The 19,318-nt window shown below is 73.3% G+C and carries 15 protein-coding genes; 4 read left to right on the plus strand and 11 right to left on the minus strand.

All coding sequences use genetic code 11. The features are described 5' to 3' along the window. The 3 genes from ABD208_RS09505 to ABD208_RS09515 form a co-directional block, all read right to left on the minus strand. Nucleotides 1-876, minus strand: coding sequence for a methyltransferase (locus tag ABD208_RS09505; protein ID WP_344101929.1), 876 nt, complete (start codon nt 874-876; stop codon nt 1-3). Between the two features lie 132 nt (nt 877-1,008). Continuing rightward, nucleotides 1,009-2,313: a Glu/Leu/Phe/Val family dehydrogenase gene (locus ABD208_RS09510; protein WP_344101932.1), complete on the minus strand. Its 1,305-nt coding sequence runs from the start codon at nt 2,311-2,313 to the stop codon at nt 1,009-1,011. A gap of 484 nt (nt 2,314-2,797) precedes the next feature. Beyond that, nucleotides 2,798-3,415: a biotin transporter BioY gene (locus ABD208_RS09515; RefSeq protein WP_344101934.1), complete on the minus strand. Its 618-nt coding sequence runs from the start codon at nt 3,413-3,415 to the stop codon at nt 2,798-2,800. Between the two features lie 194 nt (nt 3,416-3,609). Here ABD208_RS09515 and ABD208_RS09520 point away from each other — a divergent pair, with 194 nt between their 5' ends. Next, complete coding sequence (locus ABD208_RS09520; protein ID WP_344101936.1) at nt 3,610-4,059, plus strand: MaoC family dehydratase; 450 nt, start codon at nt 3,610-3,612, stop codon at nt 4,057-4,059. A gap of 158 nt (nt 4,060-4,217) precedes the next feature. Here ABD208_RS09520 and ABD208_RS09525 read toward each other — a convergent pair whose 3' ends face one another. Then, nucleotides 4,218-4,991 carry a helix-turn-helix domain-containing protein gene (locus ABD208_RS09525; RefSeq protein ID WP_344101939.1) on the minus strand — a complete coding sequence of 258 codons (774 nt, stop codon included), beginning with the start codon at nt 4,989-4,991 and terminating at the stop codon, nt 4,218-4,220. Nucleotides 4,992-5,265: 274 nt separating this feature from the next. Between ABD208_RS09525 and ABD208_RS09530 the strand changes: the two genes are divergently transcribed. After that, on the plus strand, nt 5,266-9,153 hold the full coding sequence (locus ABD208_RS09530) for a proline dehydrogenase family protein (protein ID WP_344101941.1): 3,888 nt from the start codon (nt 5,266-5,268) through the stop codon (nt 9,151-9,153). An 82-nt stretch (nt 9,154-9,235) separates the two neighbouring features. Here ABD208_RS09530 and ABD208_RS09535 read toward each other — a convergent pair whose 3' ends face one another. From ABD208_RS09535 to ABD208_RS09545, 3 genes are all read right to left on the minus strand, one after another. Beyond that, a complete protein-coding gene (locus tag ABD208_RS09535; protein WP_344102294.1) occupies nt 9,236-10,252 on the minus strand; it encodes a LacI family DNA-binding transcriptional regulator in 1,017 nt (338 codons plus the stop codon). Nucleotides 10,253-10,277: 25 nt separating this feature from the next. Next, the gene (locus tag ABD208_RS09540) at nt 10,278-11,816 is read right to left on the minus strand and encodes a GH1 family beta-glucosidase (protein WP_344101943.1); all 1,539 of its coding nucleotides are present in this window, start codon (nt 11,814-11,816) and stop codon (nt 10,278-10,280) included. A gap of 310 nt (nt 11,817-12,126) precedes the next feature. Beyond that, a complete protein-coding gene (locus ABD208_RS09545; RefSeq protein WP_344101945.1) occupies nt 12,127-12,648 on the minus strand; it encodes a DUF2505 domain-containing protein in 522 nt (173 codons plus the stop codon). A gap of 213 nt (nt 12,649-12,861) precedes the next feature. On the opposite strand from ABD208_RS09545, the gene ABD208_RS09550 reads away from it, so the two are divergent. Then, nucleotides 12,862-14,352 carry a sensor histidine kinase gene (locus ABD208_RS09550; protein ID WP_344102296.1) on the plus strand — a complete coding sequence of 497 codons (1,491 nt, stop codon included), beginning with the start codon at nt 12,862-12,864 and terminating at the stop codon, nt 14,350-14,352. A 125-nt stretch (nt 14,353-14,477) separates the two neighbouring features. Here ABD208_RS09550 and ABD208_RS09555 read toward each other — a convergent pair whose 3' ends face one another. Beyond that, on the minus strand, nt 14,478-14,726 hold the full coding sequence (locus ABD208_RS09555; RefSeq protein WP_123813288.1) for a WhiB family transcriptional regulator: 249 nt from the start codon (nt 14,724-14,726) through the stop codon (nt 14,478-14,480). Between the two features lie 346 nt (nt 14,727-15,072). Here ABD208_RS09555 and ABD208_RS09560 point away from each other — a divergent pair, with 346 nt between their 5' ends. Beyond that, complete coding sequence (locus ABD208_RS09560; RefSeq protein ID WP_344101951.1) at nt 15,073-15,477, plus strand: hypothetical protein; 405 nt, start codon at nt 15,073-15,075, stop codon at nt 15,475-15,477. A 98-nt stretch (nt 15,478-15,575) separates the two neighbouring features. On the opposite strand, the gene ABD208_RS09565 is transcribed toward ABD208_RS09560, so the two are convergent. The 3 genes from ABD208_RS09565 to ABD208_RS09575 all read right to left on the minus strand — a co-directional run bounded on the left by ABD208_RS09565 (nt 15,576) and on the right by ABD208_RS09575 (nt 19,224). After that, nucleotides 15,576-16,856 carry an ABC transporter substrate-binding protein gene (locus tag ABD208_RS09565; RefSeq protein ID WP_344101953.1) on the minus strand — a complete coding sequence of 427 codons (1,281 nt, stop codon included), beginning with the start codon at nt 16,854-16,856 and terminating at the stop codon, nt 15,576-15,578. Between the two features lie 136 nt (nt 16,857-16,992). Beyond that, complete coding sequence (locus tag ABD208_RS09570) at nt 16,993-17,856, minus strand: carbohydrate ABC transporter permease (protein ID WP_344101955.1); 864 nt, start codon at nt 17,854-17,856, stop codon at nt 16,993-16,995. Nucleotides 17,857-17,928: 72 nt separating this feature from the next. Then, nucleotides 17,929-19,224, minus strand: a complete 1,296-nt coding sequence (locus ABD208_RS09575) for an ABC transporter substrate-binding protein (protein ID WP_344101957.1) — start codon at nt 19,222-19,224, stop codon at nt 17,929-17,931. Between the last annotated feature and the right edge of the window lie 94 nt (nt 19,225-19,318).

The following is a 19,318-nucleotide window of genomic DNA, read 5'->3' on the forward strand; positions in this document are numbered from 1 at the left end:
CTACCTCGCGGGGAGGCGGGCCAGGACGGCCGTGGCGCCGAGGTCGTCGTCGGCCACGACGCGCGGGACGAGGCCCGCGGCCTCCGCCGCGGCGCTCGCGGCGTCGGCCTGGTCGTGGCCGGTCTCGAACAGGAGAGTGCCGCCCGGGCGGAGCCAGCCGGGGGCCGCGGTGATCGCGCGGCGGAGGATGTCGAGGCCGTCCCGGCCGCCGTCCAGGGCCAGGCGGGGTTCGTGGTCGCGGGCCTCGCGGGGCATGAGGGCGATCGCGTCGCTCGGGACGTACGGGGCGTTGCACAGCAGGATGTCCGCCCGGCCGCGGAGGGCATCCGGGAGCGGGGCGTCGAGGTCGCCGTCGTGGACGTGCGCGCCCGGGATCGCGGCGAGGTTCGCGCGGGCGCAGGCCGTGGCGGCGGGGTCGGCGTCGGCCGCGTGGAGCTCGACGTCGTGCCCCGAGGCCACCAGGTCGAGGGCGACGGAACCGCCCAGGGCACCGCAGCCGCAGCACAGGTCGACGACGACGACGCGGCCGCGACCGGCGCCGGCGCGGCGGTCACCACCGAGGCCGCGACCGCTGTCGCCGCTCGTGCCGCCCGGGACGAACCGTTCTGGCCGCACCGCCTCCAGCGCCTCACGGACGAGCAGCTCGGAGCGGCGGCGGGGCACGAAGACGCCCGGCGCCACGATCCAGCGCCGCTCCCAGAGCTCGGCCCAGCCGAGCACCTGCTCGAGCGGCGCGCCGGCGATGCGCGCGGCCGCCATCCGCTCGAGGCGGGCGGCGTCGTCCCCGGCGGCCTCGACCAGCAGCGCGGCCTCGTCCTCCGCGAACACACACCCTGCGGCCCGCAGCCGCGCGACCAGTTCGGATTCCTGAGGCACCGCCCGAGCATAGGCCGGTGGGCAGGCCGGGCGCACCGGAATTCGCGCGGGGCGGGGACGGCGTGCAGGGGGTCGCGACAGCGGTGGCCGCGACCCCCTGCGGGCCGTTCGTCCTGAGGCCCTACCCGATCGTCACGGGTAGAGGCCTCGGATCTGGTGGGCCTCGGCGACGCGCTGGACGCCGATGGTGATCGCGGCGTCGCGCAGCGACAGGTGCTCGCGGCGGGCGAGGTCGGCCACGTCGCGGTAGGCGCGGTGCATGCGGTCCTCGAGCTTCTCGGCGATCTCCTGCTCGGTCCACCAGTACGTCTGGTTCGCCTGCACCCACTCGAAGTAGGAGACGACGACGCCGCCCGCGTTGGCCAGCACGTCCGGGACCACCGTGACGCCCTTCTCGGCGAGGATCGTGTCACCTGCCGCCGTCGTCGGGCCGTTGGCGCCCTCGACGACCCAGCGGGCGCGGACCGTGCCGGAGGTGTGCTCGTCGAGCACGCCCTCGATCGCGGACGGGGCCAGCACGTCGACGTCGAGCGCGAGGAGCTCGGTGTTGCTGATCGCGTCGGCGTCGTCGAACCCGACCACCGAACCGGTCTGCCCGACGTGCTCCATGAGCCGCTTGACGTCGAGGCCGCCGTCGTTCCGGATGCCGCCGTACTGGTCGCTGACGGCGACCACCTTCGCGCCGCGCTCCGCGAAGATCTCCGCGGCGTGCCCGCCGACCTTGCCGAAGCCCTGGATCGCGACGGTGGTGCCCTCCAGGGGGACCCCGGCGTCGGCCAGCGCGGCGGCGGTCACGTGCACGAGCCCGGCCGACGTCGCCGTGCCGCGCCCGAGCGACCCGCCCACGGCGAGCGGCTTGCCGGTGACCACGGCGGGGATCGTGTAGCCCTTGGCGACCGAGTAGGTGTCCATGACCCAGGCCATGGTCTGGGCGTCGGTGCCCATGTCGGGCGCCATGATGTCGTTGTCCGGGCCGATCATCGGCATGATCTCGGACGTGTAGCGGCGCGTGACGCGCTCCAGCTCGCCCTTGGAGTACTGGCGCGGGTCGATCGCGACGCCGCCCTTGGCGCCGCCGTACGGCAGGTTGACGACGCCGCACTTCCAGGTCATCCACATCGCCAGGGCGCGGACCTCGTCGATCTCCACGTCCGGGTGGTAGCGCAGGCCGCCCTTGCCCGGCCCCAGGCTGACGTTGTGCTGGACCCGGAAGCCGTGCAGCACCTCGGTGGTGCCGTTGTCGCGGCGCAGGGGCACCGCCACGTGCATCTCGCGGCGCGGCATGCGGAGCATGGTGTGCAGGCCGTCGTCGTAGCCGAGGATGCCGACGGCGGCGGCGAGCTGGGCGTGGGCCGTCTCGAGCGCCGAGCCCTTGGCGGGGGCGCCCGTGCTGGGGGGTGCGACCGGGGCGGCCTCGGCGGCCTCGGTGGCGGACATCGTTGTCACATGGTCCTCCGGGGAGAACAGGCGCCTGCCCTTGTGGGGCGGCGGCGCGGTCGTCAGGGTCGCGGGATCTGCGACCCAACTTCAATGTATCCCTCGGGCGGCCGCAACAGCAGGATGTGATCCGGATCGAATCGTGACGATCCGGCAAACATACTGCTGTGATCACGGTTCGCCGGTGCGGGTCGGGTCGGGGAGCGGGCGCCGCCCGCCGGGCGGTGTCCGGTGTCGGGCGTCCGGCATCCAGCATCCGGCGTGCGGTGTCGGGCGTCCGGTGTGTGGCGTCCGGCGTCCGGCGTCCGGCGTCCGGCATCCGGCGTGCAGCGTCCGGCGTGCGGTGTCGGGCGCCCGGCGTGCGGTGTCGGGCGTCCGGTGTGTGGCATCCGGCGTGCGGTGCGCGGATCGCCGGGAGATCCGGTGGTTCCTGGCGGACGACGGCGGCCGGGTGCCGTCGTCGTCCGCCGGGAGGGCGGCCGGGTCAGCGGCGCGTCAGGCGCCAGGCCGACGGGAGGAGGGCGCCCGCGACGGCCGCCTTGATCGCGTCGCCGATCAGGAACGGCGCGACGCCCATCGCGAAGGCCTCGCCGGCGTTCAGGCCGGCGACCGCGGCGAGCCACGGCATGCCGATCGCGTAGATCACGAGCGAGCCGGCCGCGTACGCCAGCACCGTGCCGAGCACGCCGCGGTCCAGGCCGCGCCGGGCCAGCGCGCCGACGACGACGGCCGCCGCGACGAAGCCGACGAGGTAACCGCCGGTGGCGCCGAAGAGCACCGCGGTGCCGGAGGTGCCGTCGGTGAACACCGGCACGCCGATCAGGCCGACGGCCACGTACAGCGCCTGGGCGGCCGCGCCGCGCACCGGGCCGAGGGCGGCGGCGCCGAGCAGCACGGCGAAGGTCTGGCCGGAGATCGGCACGGGGGTGAAGGGGAGCGGGACGCGGACCTGGGCGGCGAGGGCCGTGAGCGCGGCGACCGCGACGACGAGGACCACGTCGCGGGTGACGGCCCTGGCGCGGCTGCCCTCCGCGGGGATCAGGTCAGCGAGAACCTGACGCGGGTTCGTCCGCGGGACGAGGGGGAACGCGAGAGTTGTCATGTTCCGACAGTACGTGCGCCCGGGGAGCGTCGTCGTCAGGACGGGGTGCTGGTGATAGCGCGTCCAGCTTGTGGGATTCCGACAAGGTGAGGATCCCGAGGTCCGGGCGGTTTACAACATTCTCGATTTTGATGCAGACTACTGCTCACGCGCGACACCGCCGTCGCGCCCGCTGACCTGGGAGGATCGCAGTGATGCAGACCACGTACGGAGAGCTCGCAGGGCTGACCGGGACCGAGCTCGGCCCGGGTGACTGGGTCGAGGTCACCCAGGAACGGATCGCGCTGTTCGCCGAGGCGACCGAGGACCCGCAGTGGATCCACCTCGACGCCGAGCGGGCGGCGTCGGGCCTGTTCGGCGCGACGATCGCCCACGGCTACCTCACGCTGTCGCTCCTGCCGCGCCTGATGCGCGGGCTCCTGGAGGTCGAGGGCGTGGCGATGGTGGTCAACGCGGGGTCCGACAAGGTCCGCTTCCTGACCCCGGTGAGATCGGGCAGCCGCGTGCGGGCGACGGCGGTGGTCGCCGCGGTCACCCCGGCCGCCCGCGGCACCCGGGTCGAGTCCGACGTCACGGTCGAGATCGAGGGCGAGGAGAAGCCGGCGCTGGTGGCCCGGGCCATCGCCCTCCACGTCCCGGCCTAGACCCTCGCAAAACCGGCAGGCAGAGATCGCGGATCAGGCTGAATTCGCTCAGGTAAGCGCCATCCCGCGCGAATTCAGCCTGATCCGCGATTTCCGCCTGCGGGGCGACCGGGGCACACGCGGTCGTCAGGCGGGCGGCCGGGCGGCCTGGCGGGTCGTCAGGCGGGCGGCCTGGCCGCCGTGCTGCGGCGGCGGAAGGCGGCCGGGGTCTCGCCGGTGACGCGGGCGAAGGTGCGCGTGAAGGAGGGCTGGTCGGCGAACCCCGCGGCGGTGGCGATCTGGGCCAGCGGGACCGTCGTGGAGGTCAGCAGGTGGGTCGCGCGGTCCAGCCGCAGGCGAAGGACGAGCTGACGCGGGGAGATCCCGAAGACCCGGCGCACCCGGCGTTCCAGGGCGCCCGGCTCGTAGCCGGACAGCGCGGCCAGGTCGCCCGCCGTCGGCACGTCGCCGAGCTCGAGACGGGCTTCGATCTCGTGGCGGAGCCGGGCCATGTCGCGGATCGTCGCGTCGTCGGCGTCGCCCGAGCGCAGGTCCTGCGAGACGGAGACCAGGCCCACGAACCGGCCGTCGTCGTCGGACACCGGCAGCTTCGACGTGAGGAACCAGCCGGGCGCGCCGCCGGCGTGCCGGATGAGCTCGAGCTCGCCGCGCAGGGGGCGGCCGGTGCCGCGAACGCGGTCGTCCTGCTCCTCGTAGCGTTCGGCCAGCTCCGCGACGAAGAGGTCCGGCGCGCGACGGCCGACGACGTCACGCCGCGAACGCTCCCGCGTGCGCGCCACGAAGACCTCGTTGACCAGGACGTACCGGCCCGCCGCGTCCTTCGCGCAGAACATGACGCCGGTCAGCTCGTCCATCAGGGCGACCATGGCGGGGCTCAGGGCGTCCAGCAGGGCCTTCGCCTCGGGCCACCCGGCGTCGTCGGACACGTTCATCGCCCCATTCTCACGCCCGCCCGCCCGCCGGCGCTGGCGCCGGACCGGGGCCGTCCGGCCAGCCGGCCCACGCCCACCCCCGCCGGGCCGTCCGGGCCCGCTCGCCGGTGCCGGCCCGCGCCCGCCGGCGTCGGCGTCGGCGTCGGCCACCCCCGCACCCGCCGGGCCGTCCGCCGGCCCTCGCTCGTCCTGCGTCCGGCCTTGTCCGGAACCCGCGGCGTCGGCGGGAAGCAGCGACAAGACCGCGGCCGGAGGCCGGGTGCACCCTGGAGGCATGAAGAGTTCCGCGCAGCACCACCAGGCTGCACCGCACACCGACGTGCCGGACGGCGCCACGAGCGCCGCCGTCTCGCCCGAGGCCCTGACCGACGACGCCGTCGCGCTCGCCCGCCGCTGGATCGGCGCGAGCGAGCAGCGGGCCGCCCGCCCCTCACCGGAGGACCGCACCGCCGCGCGCGCCTCCCGGGCGCTCGGCGCGCTCGTCTCCGACCCCGCGGGCCTCGAGCTCGCGATGAGCTTCGTCGACGACGTCGCCCGCCCCCAGGACGCCCGCGTGGCCGCGAAGGCGCTGGCCAGGCTCGGGTCGCGGGCGGGTTCGGCGTCGTTCCTGAGCCCGGTCGACAGGTTCCTGTTCCGCGCGGGCGCGCTGGCCGCGCCGGTCGCGCCCGCCGTCGTCGTGCCCGCCGCGCGGGCGCGGCTGCGGCAGCTCGTCGGGCACCTCGTGGCCGACGCCGGGCCCGGGCTCGCCGCCCACCTCGCACGGACGCGCGCCCAGGGGTACACGCTCAACGTCAACCTGCTCGGCGAGGCGGTGCTCGGTGAGGCCGAGGCGGCCGCGCGCCTGGAGCGGACGATCGCGCTCGTGAAGCGGCCCGACGTCGACTACGTGTCCGTCAAGGTCTCCAGCGTCGCGGCCCAGCTCGTCACGTGGGACCTCGCGGGTTCGCGCGACCGCGTCGTCGAGCGGCTGCTGCCGCTGTACCGCGCGGCGCGCGACCACGGCGTGTTCGTGAACCTGGACATGGAGGAGTACCGCGACCTGGCGCTGACCACCGCGGTCTTCCAGACCGTCCTGGACCGCGACGAGTTCCGCGGGCTGGAGGCCGGCATCGTGCTGCAGGCCTACCTCCCGGACGCGCTGGGCGCGCTCGACGACCTCACGGCCTTCGCCACGCGCCGCGTCGCCGCGGGTGGCGCCCGCATCAAGGTGCGCCTGGTCAAGGGCGCGAACCTGTCGATGGAGCGCGTCGAGGCCGCGCTGCACGGCTGGCCGCAGGCGCCGTACCCGGACAAGCCCGGCGTCGACGCGAACTACGTGCGGCTGCTGGACCATGCGCTCCGGCCGGACCGGACGGCCGCCGTCCGGATCGGCGCGGCGTCGCACAACCTGTTCCACGTGGCCCTCGCCGTGCTGCTGGCGCGCGCCCGCGGCGTCGCCGAAGGCCTCGACATCGAGATGCTGCAGGGCATGGCGCCCGCGGAGTCGGCGGCCGTCCGCGACGAGATCCGGGCCGGCGGCGGGCGCGTGGTGCTCTACACGCCGGTGGTGCGGAACGAGGACTTCGACGTCGCGATCTCGTACCTGGTGCGGCGCCTGGAGGAGAACGCGGCGACGCAGAACTTCGTGCACGCGATGTTCGCGGACCTGCAGGGGGACGACGGCGCCGCGTCGGCCGACCCGATGACGGGCCAGGAAGCGGCGTTCCGGGAGTCGGTCACGGCCGGGATCCACTACACCCCGGCCGACGTGGCACCGCGCCGGGTCCCGCGCGGTGAGCCCAGGGTTGGTGCGCACGGTGCACACCTGGTCGGAGGCGACGACGCCGGCCGCAGCGGGCGCCTGGCCGGAGGCCGCGACGACGACCCCGGTCGAGCCCCCGGCACCGACGATGCTCGCGGGGACCGCGCGGACGAGCCCCGCGGTGACGTCGTCGGCGATCCGCGCGGCGATGCCGCCCCCGTCTTCGAGAACTGCCCCGACACCGACCCCGCCGTCGCCGCCTCGCGCGAATGGGCCGCGCGCATCGTCGGTCCCGGCTCGGGCTTCGTGCCCGCGATCACCGCGCCGCTCACCACCGCCGAACAGGTCGACGACGTCGTCGACCGCGCGCAGCGGGCCGCGGCCGTGTGGTCCGCCGTCGCCCCTGCCGACCGCGCCCGCGTGCTCCGGGCCGCCGCGCGGCACCTCGAGGCGGCCCGCGCCGACCTGATCGCGGCCGCCGTGCACGAGGCCGGCAAGACCGTCGCGGAGGCCGACCCGGAGATCAGCGAGGCGGTGGACTTCGCCGGCTACTACGCGGCGAGTGCCGAGCTTCTCGACCCCGCCGCGGGCGCCTGCCCCGGCGCCGGGTTCCACCCGGACGGCGTCACGCTGGTGACCCCGCCGTGGAACTTCCCGGTCGCGATCCCGATCGGGGGCGTGCTGGCCGCGCTCGCCGCCGGGTCTCCCGTCATCGCGAAGCCCGCGCCGCCCACGCCACGCTGCTACGAGCTCGCCGTGGACGCCGTCCACGCCGCGCTGGACGAGGTGGCCCCGGAGATCGGGCTGGACCCGGCCGCGGCGCGCGACGTCGTCCAGTACGTCCGCGTGCCCGACGGCGACCTCGGCCGCCGCCTGGTCACGCACGACGGCGTCGCCCGCGTGCTGCTCACCGGCGCGATCGAGACCGCGCAGATGTTCGCCTCCTGGCGTCCGGAGCTGCAGGTGCTCGCCGAGACGAGCGGCAAGAACGCGCTGGTGGTCACGCCGTCGGCCGACCTGGACCTGGCGGTCGCCGACGTGATCCGCTCCGCGTTCGGGCATGCCGGGCAGAAGTGCTCGGCGGCGTCGCTCGTGATCCTCGTCGGCTCGGTGGCCGACCCGTCGTCGCCGACCGGTGGGCGCTTCCGCCGCCAGCTGGCCGACGCCGCCCGCTCGCTCGCGGTGGGCCCGGCCACGTCTCTGTCGACGACCATGGGCCCGCTGACGGAGCCCGCGCAGGGCAAGCTGCTGCGCGCGCTGACCACCCTGGACGACGGCGAGTCGTGGCTCGTCGAGCCGCGCCGGCTCGACGACGACGTGACGGAGGGCGAGCGGAGGCTGCGGGACGAGGAACGACACACGTTCCCGGAGCACAGCCGGAGGAGCGTCGACCCGAGCACGGCCAGCGCCGCGGGCCTGGAGCCGGGCCGGCTGTGGACGCCGGGCGTGCGCGACGGCGTCCGGCCGGGCTCGTTCTTCCACCTCACCGAGGTCTTCGGCCCGGTGCTCGGCATCATGACCGCGCGCACGCTCGACGAGGCGATCGACCTGCAGAACGCGGTCTCCTTCGGCCTCACGGGCGGCCTGCACTCCCTGGACGACGCCGAGATCGACCACTGGCTCGACCGCGTCGAGGTCGGCAACGCGTACGTGAACCGGCACATCACCGGCGCGATCGTGCAGCGGCAGTCGTTCGGCGGCTGGAAGGCGTCGTCGGTGGGCCCGGGCGCCAAGGCCGGCGGCCCGAACTACGTCGCGCAGCTCGGCCGCTGGTCCGACGCAGCCCCCGTGCCGTCCCGGCACGACGACCCGTCCGGCTGGCTCGCCTGGGCGATGTCCGACGACGACGCCTGGTGGGCCGGTGAGTTCGGCGCCGACCACGACCCGGCGGGCCTGGAGGCCGAGTCGAACGTGTTCCGCTACCGCCCGGTCCCCGCGCTGACCGTCCGCGTCGGCGAGGGTGCCCTGGAGATCGAGGTCGAGCGCGTCCTCGCCGCGGCGAGGCGGGCGGGCGTCCCGGTCACGGTGTCGAGGCCGCTCCCTGCGGGGCAGGCCGCCGCGGTGCCTGCGGGGAGCGACACCCCGACGCCTGCCGGAAGCGACGCGGTGCCTGCTGGAACCGAGGCGGCGACGCCCGGCGCGGAGGCGACCCTGGCGCCTGATGCACCCGGCGTCGTCGTCGGGCACCTGACCCACCAGCGGTTCGCCGCCGCCGTCGCGGACGGCACGGTGACGGGCCGGATCCGGGTCATCGGCGCGGCCCCTGGCCTGCGGGCGGCGGCCGCGACCCGGGCCGCCACGGTGACCGTCCTGGACGCGCCGGTCCTGGCGAGCGGCCGCCGCGAGCTCCTGACGATGCTCCGCGAACAGGCGATCAGCCGCACCACGCACCGCTACGGCCACACCCGCGACCCGCGGTAGGAGGGCGTGGCCGGCTGGCAGGCGGAAATCGCGCATGAGAGCGCTTTCTCGCGCGATTTCCGCCTGCCGGCCCGCACGGGGTTCAGGCCGAGGCGCCCTCTATCAGGACGGCGTCCATGATGAGGGGGGCCGAGGGGACCTGTTCGCCGGCGAGCATGGTCAGCAGTGTGCTGGTGGCCGCGTTGACCATCTCGACCACCGGGTTGCGGACCGTGGTCAGGCGCGGGGTGGCCGACGCCGCGATGCCCAGGTCGTCGAAGCCCGTCACGGCGATGTCGCCCGGGACGGAGATGCCGCGGGCGGCCAGGGCGTGCAGGGCGCCCTCCGCCATCAGGTCGGAGGCGATGAAGATCGCGTCCACGTCCGGGTGCTCGTCGAGCAGGTGCTGCGTCGCGGCCGTGCCGCCGGAGACCGTGAAGTCGCCCTCGACGTAGGCGTCGTCCGGCAGCCCGGTGGCGGCCATCTCCTCGCGCCAGCCCGCGAACCGGTCCACGGCCGCCGTCATGTCAAGCGGGCCCGTGACCGTGGCGATCCGGCGGCAGCCGCGTTCGATGAGCCGCCGGGTGGCGAGCCGGCCACCCGTGACGTTGTCCACGTCGACCCAGTGGAGCCCGGCGTCGTCGGACGCGAACGGGCGGCCGACGAAGACCGCGGGCAGCTTGCCGCCGGCCAGCTCGGCCTCGAGGTGGTCCCCGCGGTGGTGCGAGGTGACGATGACGCCGTCGACGTGCCCGCTGCGCAGGTAGCGGGCCATCTGCCCGGGATGCTCACCGGGCCGGGCCAGCAGCAGCACGAGCTGCAGATCCGTGCCAGCCAGGGCGTCGGAGACGCCGCGCAGCGTGCCCGCGAGGAACGGGTCCGTGAGGATCCGCCCGTCCGGCTCGGGCACCACGAGCGCGATCGAGTCCGTGCGCCGGGTCACGAGCGACCGGGCGGCACGGTTCGGTGAGTACCCGAGGCGTGCGACGGCGTCGTCGACGGCGGCCTGCGCCTCCGGAGAGACACGCAGGCCGCCGTTGATCGCGCGCGACGCGGTCGACCGGGAGACCCCGGCGGTGCGCGCGACGTCGTCCAGCGTCGGGGGTCCGTCGTTCGTCAGCACGCACTCCCTCGTCGGCTACCGGTTACGTCGTGGACAGCTCGGGCACCGAGTTGTCTGTTGCGACCTGACCGTACCAGCGTCCGGACGCCTTGACGACGCGTTCCTGTGTCTCGTAGTCGACGCGGACGAGACCGAACCGCTTGCCGTAGCCCCACGCCCACTCGTAGTTGTCCAGCAGCGACCAGCCGAAGTAGCCCCTGACGTCGGCGCCCTCGTCGATCGCGTCCTTGATGGCGCGCAGGTGGCCGTCGATGAACTCGATGCGCTTGTCGTCCTGGACGAAGCCGTCCGCGTCGGCGACGTCGTCGTACGCGCAGCCGTTCTCCGTGACGTACATCGCGATGCCGCGCGGGCCCGTGTAGTCCTGCTGCAGGCGCAGCAGGAGCCGGGTCAGGCCCTCGGGGTGGATCTCCCAGTCCTGGTCGGTGACGGGCAGGTCGCGCGGGTGCACGTACACGCCGTCGCCGGCCGGGAACGGGGACGAGGTCTCGCGGGGCAGCACCGGGCTGCCCTGGAGCTCGCGCTCGGCGGGCGTCGCCGCCACGGCGTTGCCGTGGTAGTAGTTCACGCCCAGGGTGTCGATCGGCGTCGAGATGATCTCGAGGTCGCCGTCCTGGATGTACTTCTGCAGCCCGTACGGCTCGACGTCGTCCAGCACGTCCTGCGGGTACGCGCCGCGCAGGATCGGGTCGGCGAAGATCCGCGTGAAGCCGCCGTCGAGCTTGCGGGCGGCGTCCACGTCGGCCGGGTTCTCGGGGTCCAGCGGGTCCTCGACCTCGAAGTTCAGCGTGATGCCGAGGTTCGCCTCAGGCGCCCGCTCGCGCAGGGCCTGGATCGCCAGGCCGTGGCCGAGCATCAGGTGGTGCGCGGCGGCGAGGCCGTCCTCGCGGGACTGGCGCCCGGGCGCGTGCTGGCCGCCGGTGTAGCCGAGGAACGCGGCGCACCACGGCTCGTTGAGCGTGGTCCACACGCCGACCCGGTCGCCGAGGCGCTCGTGCGTCGCCACGGCGTAGTCGCGGAACCGGTAGGCGGTGTCGCGCGCCGGCCAGCCGCCGTCGTCCTCGATGCCCTGCGGCAGGTCCCAGTGGTACAGGGTGAGCCACGGCAGGATGTCCGCGCCGAGGAGCTCGTCCACGAGGCGGTCGTAGTAGCCCAGGCCGGCCGCGTTGAACTCCCGGCCGCCGGGCTGGATGCGGGCCCAGGACGTGGAGAACCGGTAGGCCTTGATCCCGAGCCGTTTCATCAGCGCGACGTCGGCCGGGTAGCGGTGGTACTGGTCGCAGGCGACCGCGCCGTCCTCCTGGTTCACGACGGCGCCGGGCACCTTCGCGAACACGTCCCAGATGGAATCCTCGCGTCCGTCGGTGTGGGCAGCCCCCTCGACCTGGTAGGCCGCTGTCGCCGCTCCCCAGAGAAATCCTTGCGGGAAGGCCACGCGCCCGGTCCCGTTCGCGCCCTGTGGCGGGCGCGGGGGGATCGGCGTGTAGGGCAGCGCCGTGCCGGGCGCGGCGAGGGTGCTGCCGCCCGCCAGTCCGGTCGCTGCTGCGGTCTCGACGTCCATTGTGTTCCCTTCGACGTGTGCGGGTGCGGCCGTGCGACCCGTGAAGATCCGGGAGCGCTTGTGGTCACGTCCCTGTGGTAGCGCTCCCATGCCCGACGATGGTCGTGCCATCACAGGTGTCGTGTCAAGCTGGGAAAGGGTTTCCCCACCGGCGTCACACGGCCTGTGGAGTGTCCGGTACCATCGCGCGACGTGTCGAGAGGTCCGGCAGGTGTGAACCGGTTAACACCGGCCCACCTGCTCACGGGGCCCGCGCTGCCGCCCCGGCGAGCCCCCGCGACGCCCCGTCAGGACCGCGCTCAGGACCGCGCTACGGACGCTGCGCCAGCCATGTGCGGCCCGCCGCCGCCTCGGCCTCCAGCGTCGTGCGCACGGCCCGCGCGGCGGCGTCCTCCACCACGGTGCCGAACAGCGGGACCGTGGCCCGCACGTCGCCGTCGTACGTCTGGCGGGTGCCGCCGTCGGGCAGCTGCTCGAGCCGGACCGTCCCGGTGATGCGCACGGGCGCGCCGAGGATCTCGACCGAGAGGGTGCCCACGCGCCGGCCGCCGTCCTGGCTCTCCCAGGCCTCCGCCTGGCGGACCTCCAGGGTGTTGCCCACGAAGCTGCGCACCTGCGCGGGGATCTGGTCGGTGGGGAGCGTCCGGCGGACGACGACGGTGAACCCGCCCTCGACCGACCCGGTCACGTCCGCCTGCTCGACGGTTCCGCCGTCCGGGGCCCCGGCCCGGACGGTCTGCTCGGTGCGCCAGCGGACGAAGCGTTCGTCGGCGAGCATCGCCGAGACGTCGTCGAGGCCGGCGGGGTACGTCAGGTCGACCGTCAGGTGCACGTGCTCTCCTCGGGGTGCGCCGGTGTTCAGAACTGTAACGCGTGGGGGTTGCCCGCGGTTTCTCTGTTCTCCCGGGCCGCCGGGCTCCGTCGTCCTCGGCTCGTACCTCGCCTGCGGGCGCCGTCGCTGCGCTTCCGCCGGCCGGGGACCGGCTGGGTTGGACCGGAACAGCGTGCTCTACCGCTCACAACTTACCCTGGTGCGGTGTCCGCGATGAGTGACCTGATCCTCGAGCACGCCGAGCTGGAACCGGCCGACGTCGAGTGGCTGCATCTCCTGGTGGGCGACTGGCAGGTCATCTCCGACCTCGCCTTCGCCGACCTGGTGCTGTGGCTGCCGACGGCGGACGGTCGCTTCGTCGCCCTCGCCCAGTGCCGGCCGTCGACGGGCTCCACCGTCCACTACGACGACATCGTGGCCTCGTACGCGCCCGAGGGGCAGCGCCCGCAGCTCCAGCGGGCGATCGAGGAGACCCGCGCGCAGCGGGCGCGGGAGCCGCGCTGGTTCGGCGCCTACGCGGTGCGCGAGGAGGCGGTGCCGGTGGTGCACAAGGGCCGCGCGATCGCCGTCGTCTCCCGGCAGACGAACCTCGGGTCCGGCCGCACGCCGTCGCGCCTCGAGCTGAACTACGTCGAGGCCGCCGACGACCTGGTCGCGATGATCGCGCGCGGGGAGTTCCCGCTGCCCAACGCGGCGACCGGCCCGCGCCGCGGCGCGCCGCGCGTCGGGGACGGGCTCATCCGCCTGAACTCCGAGGGCGAGGTGCTGTACGCGAGCCCCAACGCGCTGTCCTGCTTCCACCGGCTCGGCGTGATCGGGCCGCTCGGCGGGCAGCCGCTGGTGGAGGTCGTGGCGCGGGTCGTGGAGCGCCAGGCCAACCCGGTGGACGAGTCCCTGCCGCTCGTGGTCATGGGCCGCGCGCCGTGGCGCACCGACATCGAGGCGCGGGGCGTGGCGCTGTCGCTGCGCGCGATGCCGCTGACGGATCACGGGCAGCGGATCGGCGCGGTGCTGCTGTGCCGTGACGTCTCGGAGCTCCGCCGTCGCGAGCGCGAGCTGATCACCAAGGACGCGACGATCCGCGAGATCCATCACCGCGTGAAGAACAACCTGCAGACCGTGGCGGCGCTGCTGCGCCTCCAGGCGCGGCGCATGGACGTGCCCGAGGCGCGGGAGGCCCTGGAGGAGGCGATGCGGCGCGTGGCGACCATCGCGCTCGTGCACGAGTCGCTGTCCCAGACGCTGGACGAGGTCGTCGAGCTCGACGACATGGTGGGCCGGGCGCTGCGCCTCACGGCCGACGTCGCGTCCGCGCAGACCCAGGTCCGCATGGTCCGCAACGGTTCGTTCGGGCTGGTGCCCGCGCAGGACGCGACGCCGCTCGCGCTGGTGCTGACCGAGCTGGTGACGAACGCCGTCGAGCACGGCTTCCCGGGACGTCCCTCCGGGACGGTCGGGATCGACGTCGAGCGCAGCGGCAGCGACCTGCGCATCACGGTGTCCGACGACGGCGTGGGGCTGGGACCGGCCGACGACGGCACGCCCGGCGGGGGCGGGCCGGGCAGCGGGCTCGGAACGCAGATCGTGCGGACGCTCGTGCAGAACGAGCTGGGCGGGACGATCGACTGGGCGGCGCGGGAGGGCGGGGGCACGCAGGTCGAACTGCGGCTGCGCCTGCGCGACGGCGGGGGACGGACGTCCTGAGACCACGGGCGTCCTGGGACGACGGCGTCCTGGTACGGCGAGACGCCCGGACGATGGGGGGTGTCCGGGCGTCTCGCTCGCATACGGGGGGTGCGTGACTTATCGGGGGTAGTCCTGTGTTCGCGTCAGCCTGCGCGGCGGGCGCGAGCGGTACGACGCTTCAGCGCGCGACGCTCGTCCTCGCTCATGCCGCCCCAGACGCCCGAGTCCTGCCCGGAGTCGATCGCCCACTTCAGGCAGGTGTCGACGACGTCACAACGGCGGCACACGGCCTTGGCCTCTTCGATCTGCAGCAGGGCAGGGCCGGTGTTACCGATGGGGAAAAACAGTTCAGGGTCTTCTTCGAGGCACGCTGCACGGTGGCGCCAGTCCATGTCGGATACTCCTTGTGGTGGAACATCACGTCTCGTCCGGGCGTTGCCGAAGTGGCGCTCGCCTTCGTCATGCGTCCTGGGCCGCTGACGGGCCTGTCTGCACTGCGTCCCGGTGTGGACGGGCGACTGTGCAACGTTTTCGGCCGCAGTGCGCTGATGGCGCTCGAACGGTTCGTGTGTTCGGGGGGTTGGGCTTGCTGGTACTAGGTTTACATCTCGTGAAGCCCGGCACAAGGGGTCGCGCCAAATTTTCTGCGTTACAGCTGGTGAGGTTTCGGTCACACTAATGTGAAAGTCCACTTCATTGCTGATCCGGCCCGTCAACTTCCAACATGAAAGCGATACTGTGAGCAAAGCTTTGCCGTTACTGCGTTCACTTCTGGCGCTCCTTGTGGTAGAGGCAGGGGCCGCGGCCGCGTTCGCGCTGGCAGTACTGGGTGAGCTGATCTCGGGCCGTTCCGGGTCCGTCGGGGTCTCGATCTTCCTCGTCCTGGCGCTCGCGGGCGCGGCCTGGGGGCTCGTCGCGGCCGGCCGGTCCCTGTTCCGTGGCGGGCGGGTCGCCCGCGGCGCGATCATCACCTGGCAGTTGTTCCAGGTCCTCGCCGGTTTGATGGCGGCTCTCGGCGGCGGCCCGGCCTGGGTGGTGATCTGCGGCTGGACGGCCGTCCTGATCGCAGTGGCAGCCGTGGTGCTGATGATGCTGCCACCAGTCATTGAACAAACGACTAGGACGAGCGTCCAAGAGGATTAGTCCGTTCAAACCCGGCGGACGGTTGACGCAAAGGTTTCTCTCAGCCGGCGGGCGGCGTCGCCGGGGACGACGCCGCCCGTGCGGAGCACGATCCGGCGTCAGCCCGCGGCCGCGGCGACGAGCGCCGACTGGAACGCGGCGACGTCGAGGTCCCTGGAGAACGCCGCCGTGGCGGCGGTGATCTGGTCCAGGTGCGAGACGGGCACCGCGGCGCCGTGCGCCAGCGAGGAGACGATCGTGTCCTGCCGGAAGGACTTGATCGCCATCTGCTGGTACGGGGTGAACTGCCCGGCGTCGACGTCCTCCCGGGCCGGGATCGAGCCCTTGATCTTGTTGAACCGGACCTGGCCCTCCTTGGAGCCGATGGTCTTCAGCCAGGCCTTCGCGCTCTCCTCGTCGAGGATCCCCGTCGACATGGTGAACGAGTCGGCGAGGAAGTCGAACTCGCCGCTCGTGCCCGGCGAGGGGACCGCCAGGAAGTCGGTGCCGAGCTTCTTGCCCTGCGACTCGAACGCGGTCAGGGCCCAGTCGCCCATGACGTTGAACGCGGACTCGCCCGCGATGACCTTCTCCGTGGCGGGCTGCCAGTCGATGTCGTCGCGGTCGGGGTTGGAGTAGCTCAGGAGCGTCCGGTAGTGCTCGAGCGCGGTGGTCACCTCGGGGCCGCTCCAGTCGGTCTCGCCGCTCCAGAGCCCGTTGTAGGCGGCCGGGCCGAGATCCGCCAGCAGCACCGTCTCGAGCAGGTGCACCTGGGCCCAGGTGGTGCCGACCGACAGCGGCGCGCTGACCCCCGCGGCCTTGAGCGTCTCCAGGTCGGCGATGAAGCCGTCGAGGTCCGCGTACTCGCCCGAGGGGTCGAGGCCGTGCTGCTGCAGCACCGCCGGGTTGACCCACATCACGTTGGCGCGGTGGATGTTCGAGGGCACCGAGTAGATCTTGCCGTCGGTGGACAGCCGCTCGATGAGGTCCTCGGGGAAGGCGTTCGTCAGGCCGAGCTCCTGGTAGAGGGGGGACAGGTCCTGGATGTACTTCCCGTCGATGTAGTCCTGCAGCTCGGCGCCCGCGTGGGCGAGGAAGCTGTCCGGCGGGTCCTGGGTCTCGAGGCGGGTCTGCAGGTGCTCCTTGGCGGCGGAGCCGCCGCCGCCGGTGATCCCGTCGTCGACGAACTCGATGCCAGGATTTTGCTCTTCGAACGCTGTGGCCAGGGCGTTCAGACCCTGCTGCTCGACGCCCTCGGCCCACCAGGTGTAGACCGTCACGTCGTCGTGGGATCTGACGGCGGGGGCCGAGCTGCCCGCCCCGGTGGCGCAGCCGGCGAGGATCGTGCCGAGAGCGGCCGCCGTCGCCAGCGCCGTGGTGGTCCTCCGAGTGAATCGCATCTGACGCCCTGAACTTTCCGTTGCCGCCGGAGCGCCGCCGTCCGCGGCAGGCATCCGGCTCCTTGCGTGTAGCCGCCCCGCGGTAGACGGGGGCGATGGTTGCCCTGGAGCATAGCGAACGGCGGGCGCGGTCAGTTCATCCCTTGACCGACCCCGACATGAGGCCGCCCACGAAGTACCTGCCCAGGACGACGTAGACCAGCAGGGTCGGCAGCGACGCCAGGAGAGCTCCGGCCATGCTCACGCCGTAGTTCTGGAGCAGCGCGCCGTTGGCGAGGTTGTTGAGGGCGATGGTCACCGGGCCGTTCTGGCTGGACGAGAAGAAGACGGCGAACAGGTAGTCGTTCCAGCCGTTCGTGAACTGCCAGATGAGGACGACGGCGAAGCTCGGGACCGAGATCGGCAGCACCACCGACCAGTAGGTGCGCAGCGGGCCGGCGCCGTCGACCCGCGCGGCCTCGACGAGCTCGGCGGGCACGCTCCGGTAGAAGCCGCGGAAGATCAGGGTGGTGATCGGCAGGCCGAAGACGACGTGCAGCAGGATCAGGCTCGGGATGCCGTTCGGGACCCTCAGGTCCAGCACGAGCTGGTTCAGCGGGATCATCACGGCCTGATAGGGGATGAACATGCCGAACAGGATCAGCGCGAAGACGGTGTCGGCGCCCGGGAACCGCCAGCGCGCGAGGACGAAGCCGTTCAGGGAACCGAGGAACGCGGAGACGACGGTGGACGGCACCACCATCTGCACCGTGCGCCAGATCGAGGGGGAGAGCGAGGTCCAGGCCGCCCGCCAGTTCTCGGTGGTCCACACCTCGGGGATCGACCAGGCGCGCGCCGGGGTGGCGTCGCCCGAGCCCTTGAAACTGGTCACGAACAGCACGTACACCGGGATGAGCACCAGGACCGCGAACGCCAGGATCAGGCCGTAGCGCAGCGTGCGCCGGGCGGCGTAGCGCCCGGGTGAGACGGCGTCGAACCTTCTGGGGGCCTTCCTGCTCATCGGTTCCAGAAGGACCGTCATCCGTTCACCCCACGTCGAATCGGCGGATCTGAGCTCCCGGCGCCGGGCCGGTCAGCTCGCGGTGGCCGCGGCCAGTTCGTCCTGGAAGGTGGGTAGATCCGAGGCGCCCGTCGTGAACTTGCTCGTGGCGTCGCTGACGGCGTTCAGGGTCGCCACGGGGGCGGCGGCACCGTGGGCCAGGGAGGACACGATCGTGTCCTGGCCGAACGAGTCGATCGCGCCCTGCTGGTACTCCGAGAACTCCGCCGGATCGGCGTCGGTGCGGGCCGGGATGGAGCCCTTGGCCTTGTTGAACGCGACCTGCCCCTCCAGCGAGCCCACGGTCTCGAGCCACGCCTCGGTGCCCTCGGGGTTCTCGGCGCCGACGGGCATGGTGAAGGAGTCCGCCAGGAAGTCGAACGTGCCGTCCGTGCCCGGCGACGGCACGGCCACGAAGTCGGTGCCGAGCTGCTTGTCCTGCTCCTCGAACGCGGCGACGGCCCAGTCGCCCATGACGTTGAACGCTGCGGTGCCGTCGATCACCTGCTGCGTGGCCTCCGGCCAGTCCAGGCCGTCCCGGTCGTCGTTGGTGAAGGACATGAGCGTCTCGAAGTGCTCGAGGGCCGTGGTGACCTCGGGCGAGGCCCAGTCGGTGGAGCCGTCCCACAGGCCGGAGTACGCCTCGGGGCCGAGGTCGGCCAGCAGCACCGTCTCCAGCAGGTGGACCTGGGTCCAGGTGGTGGCGACCGACAGCGGCGTCACGCCGGCCTTGTCCAGCTTCTCGAGGTCCGCGACGAACGCGTCCAGGTCGGCGTACTCGGCGGCGGGGTCCAGCCCCGCCTCCTCCAGCACCGCCGGGTTCGCCCACAGCACGTTCGCGCGGTGGATGTTCGACGGGATCGAGTAGATCGCGCCGTCCTGCGAGGTCAGGCGCTCCACCAGGTCCGGCGGGAACGCGTCCGTGAGGCCGAACTCCTCGTAGAGGGCGGAGACGTCCTCGATCTGGGCGGCGTCGATGTAGTCCTGCAGCTCCGCGCCCGCGTGGGCCTGGAACGTGTCCGGCGGGTCCTGCGCCTGCAGGCGCGTCTGCAGCAGGTCCTTCGCCGCCGAGCCCGCGCCGCCGGCGACCGCGCCGTTCACGAACTCGATGTCCGGGTGCTGCTCCTGGAAGACGCCGACCAGCGCGTCCAGGCCGGCCTTCTCCGAGCCGGCTGCCCACCAGGTGAACACCTCGACCCGGGAGCCGCCGCCCCCGCCCGTGGCGTCACCGCCCTGGGAGCCGGCGCCGCATGCCGCCGGCGTCAGCCCGAGCATGAGGACCAGCGCCGTGGCTGCTGCCCTTCCTGCCGACTTCCTCGTCACTCGCATGTCGGGTCCTGAACCTTCCTGGTCGATCGGGGACGTGGGACCGGGCCGCGCGGGGCGCGCGGCCGGTGTCGCCACGTTCGCCGTCGTGGGGCGG

Origin of the sequence: Myceligenerans crystallogenes (assembly GCF_039529775.1) — a bacterium.
GTDB classification, from domain to species: domain Bacteria; phylum Actinomycetota; class Actinomycetes; order Actinomycetales; family Cellulomonadaceae; genus Myceligenerans; species Myceligenerans crystallogenes.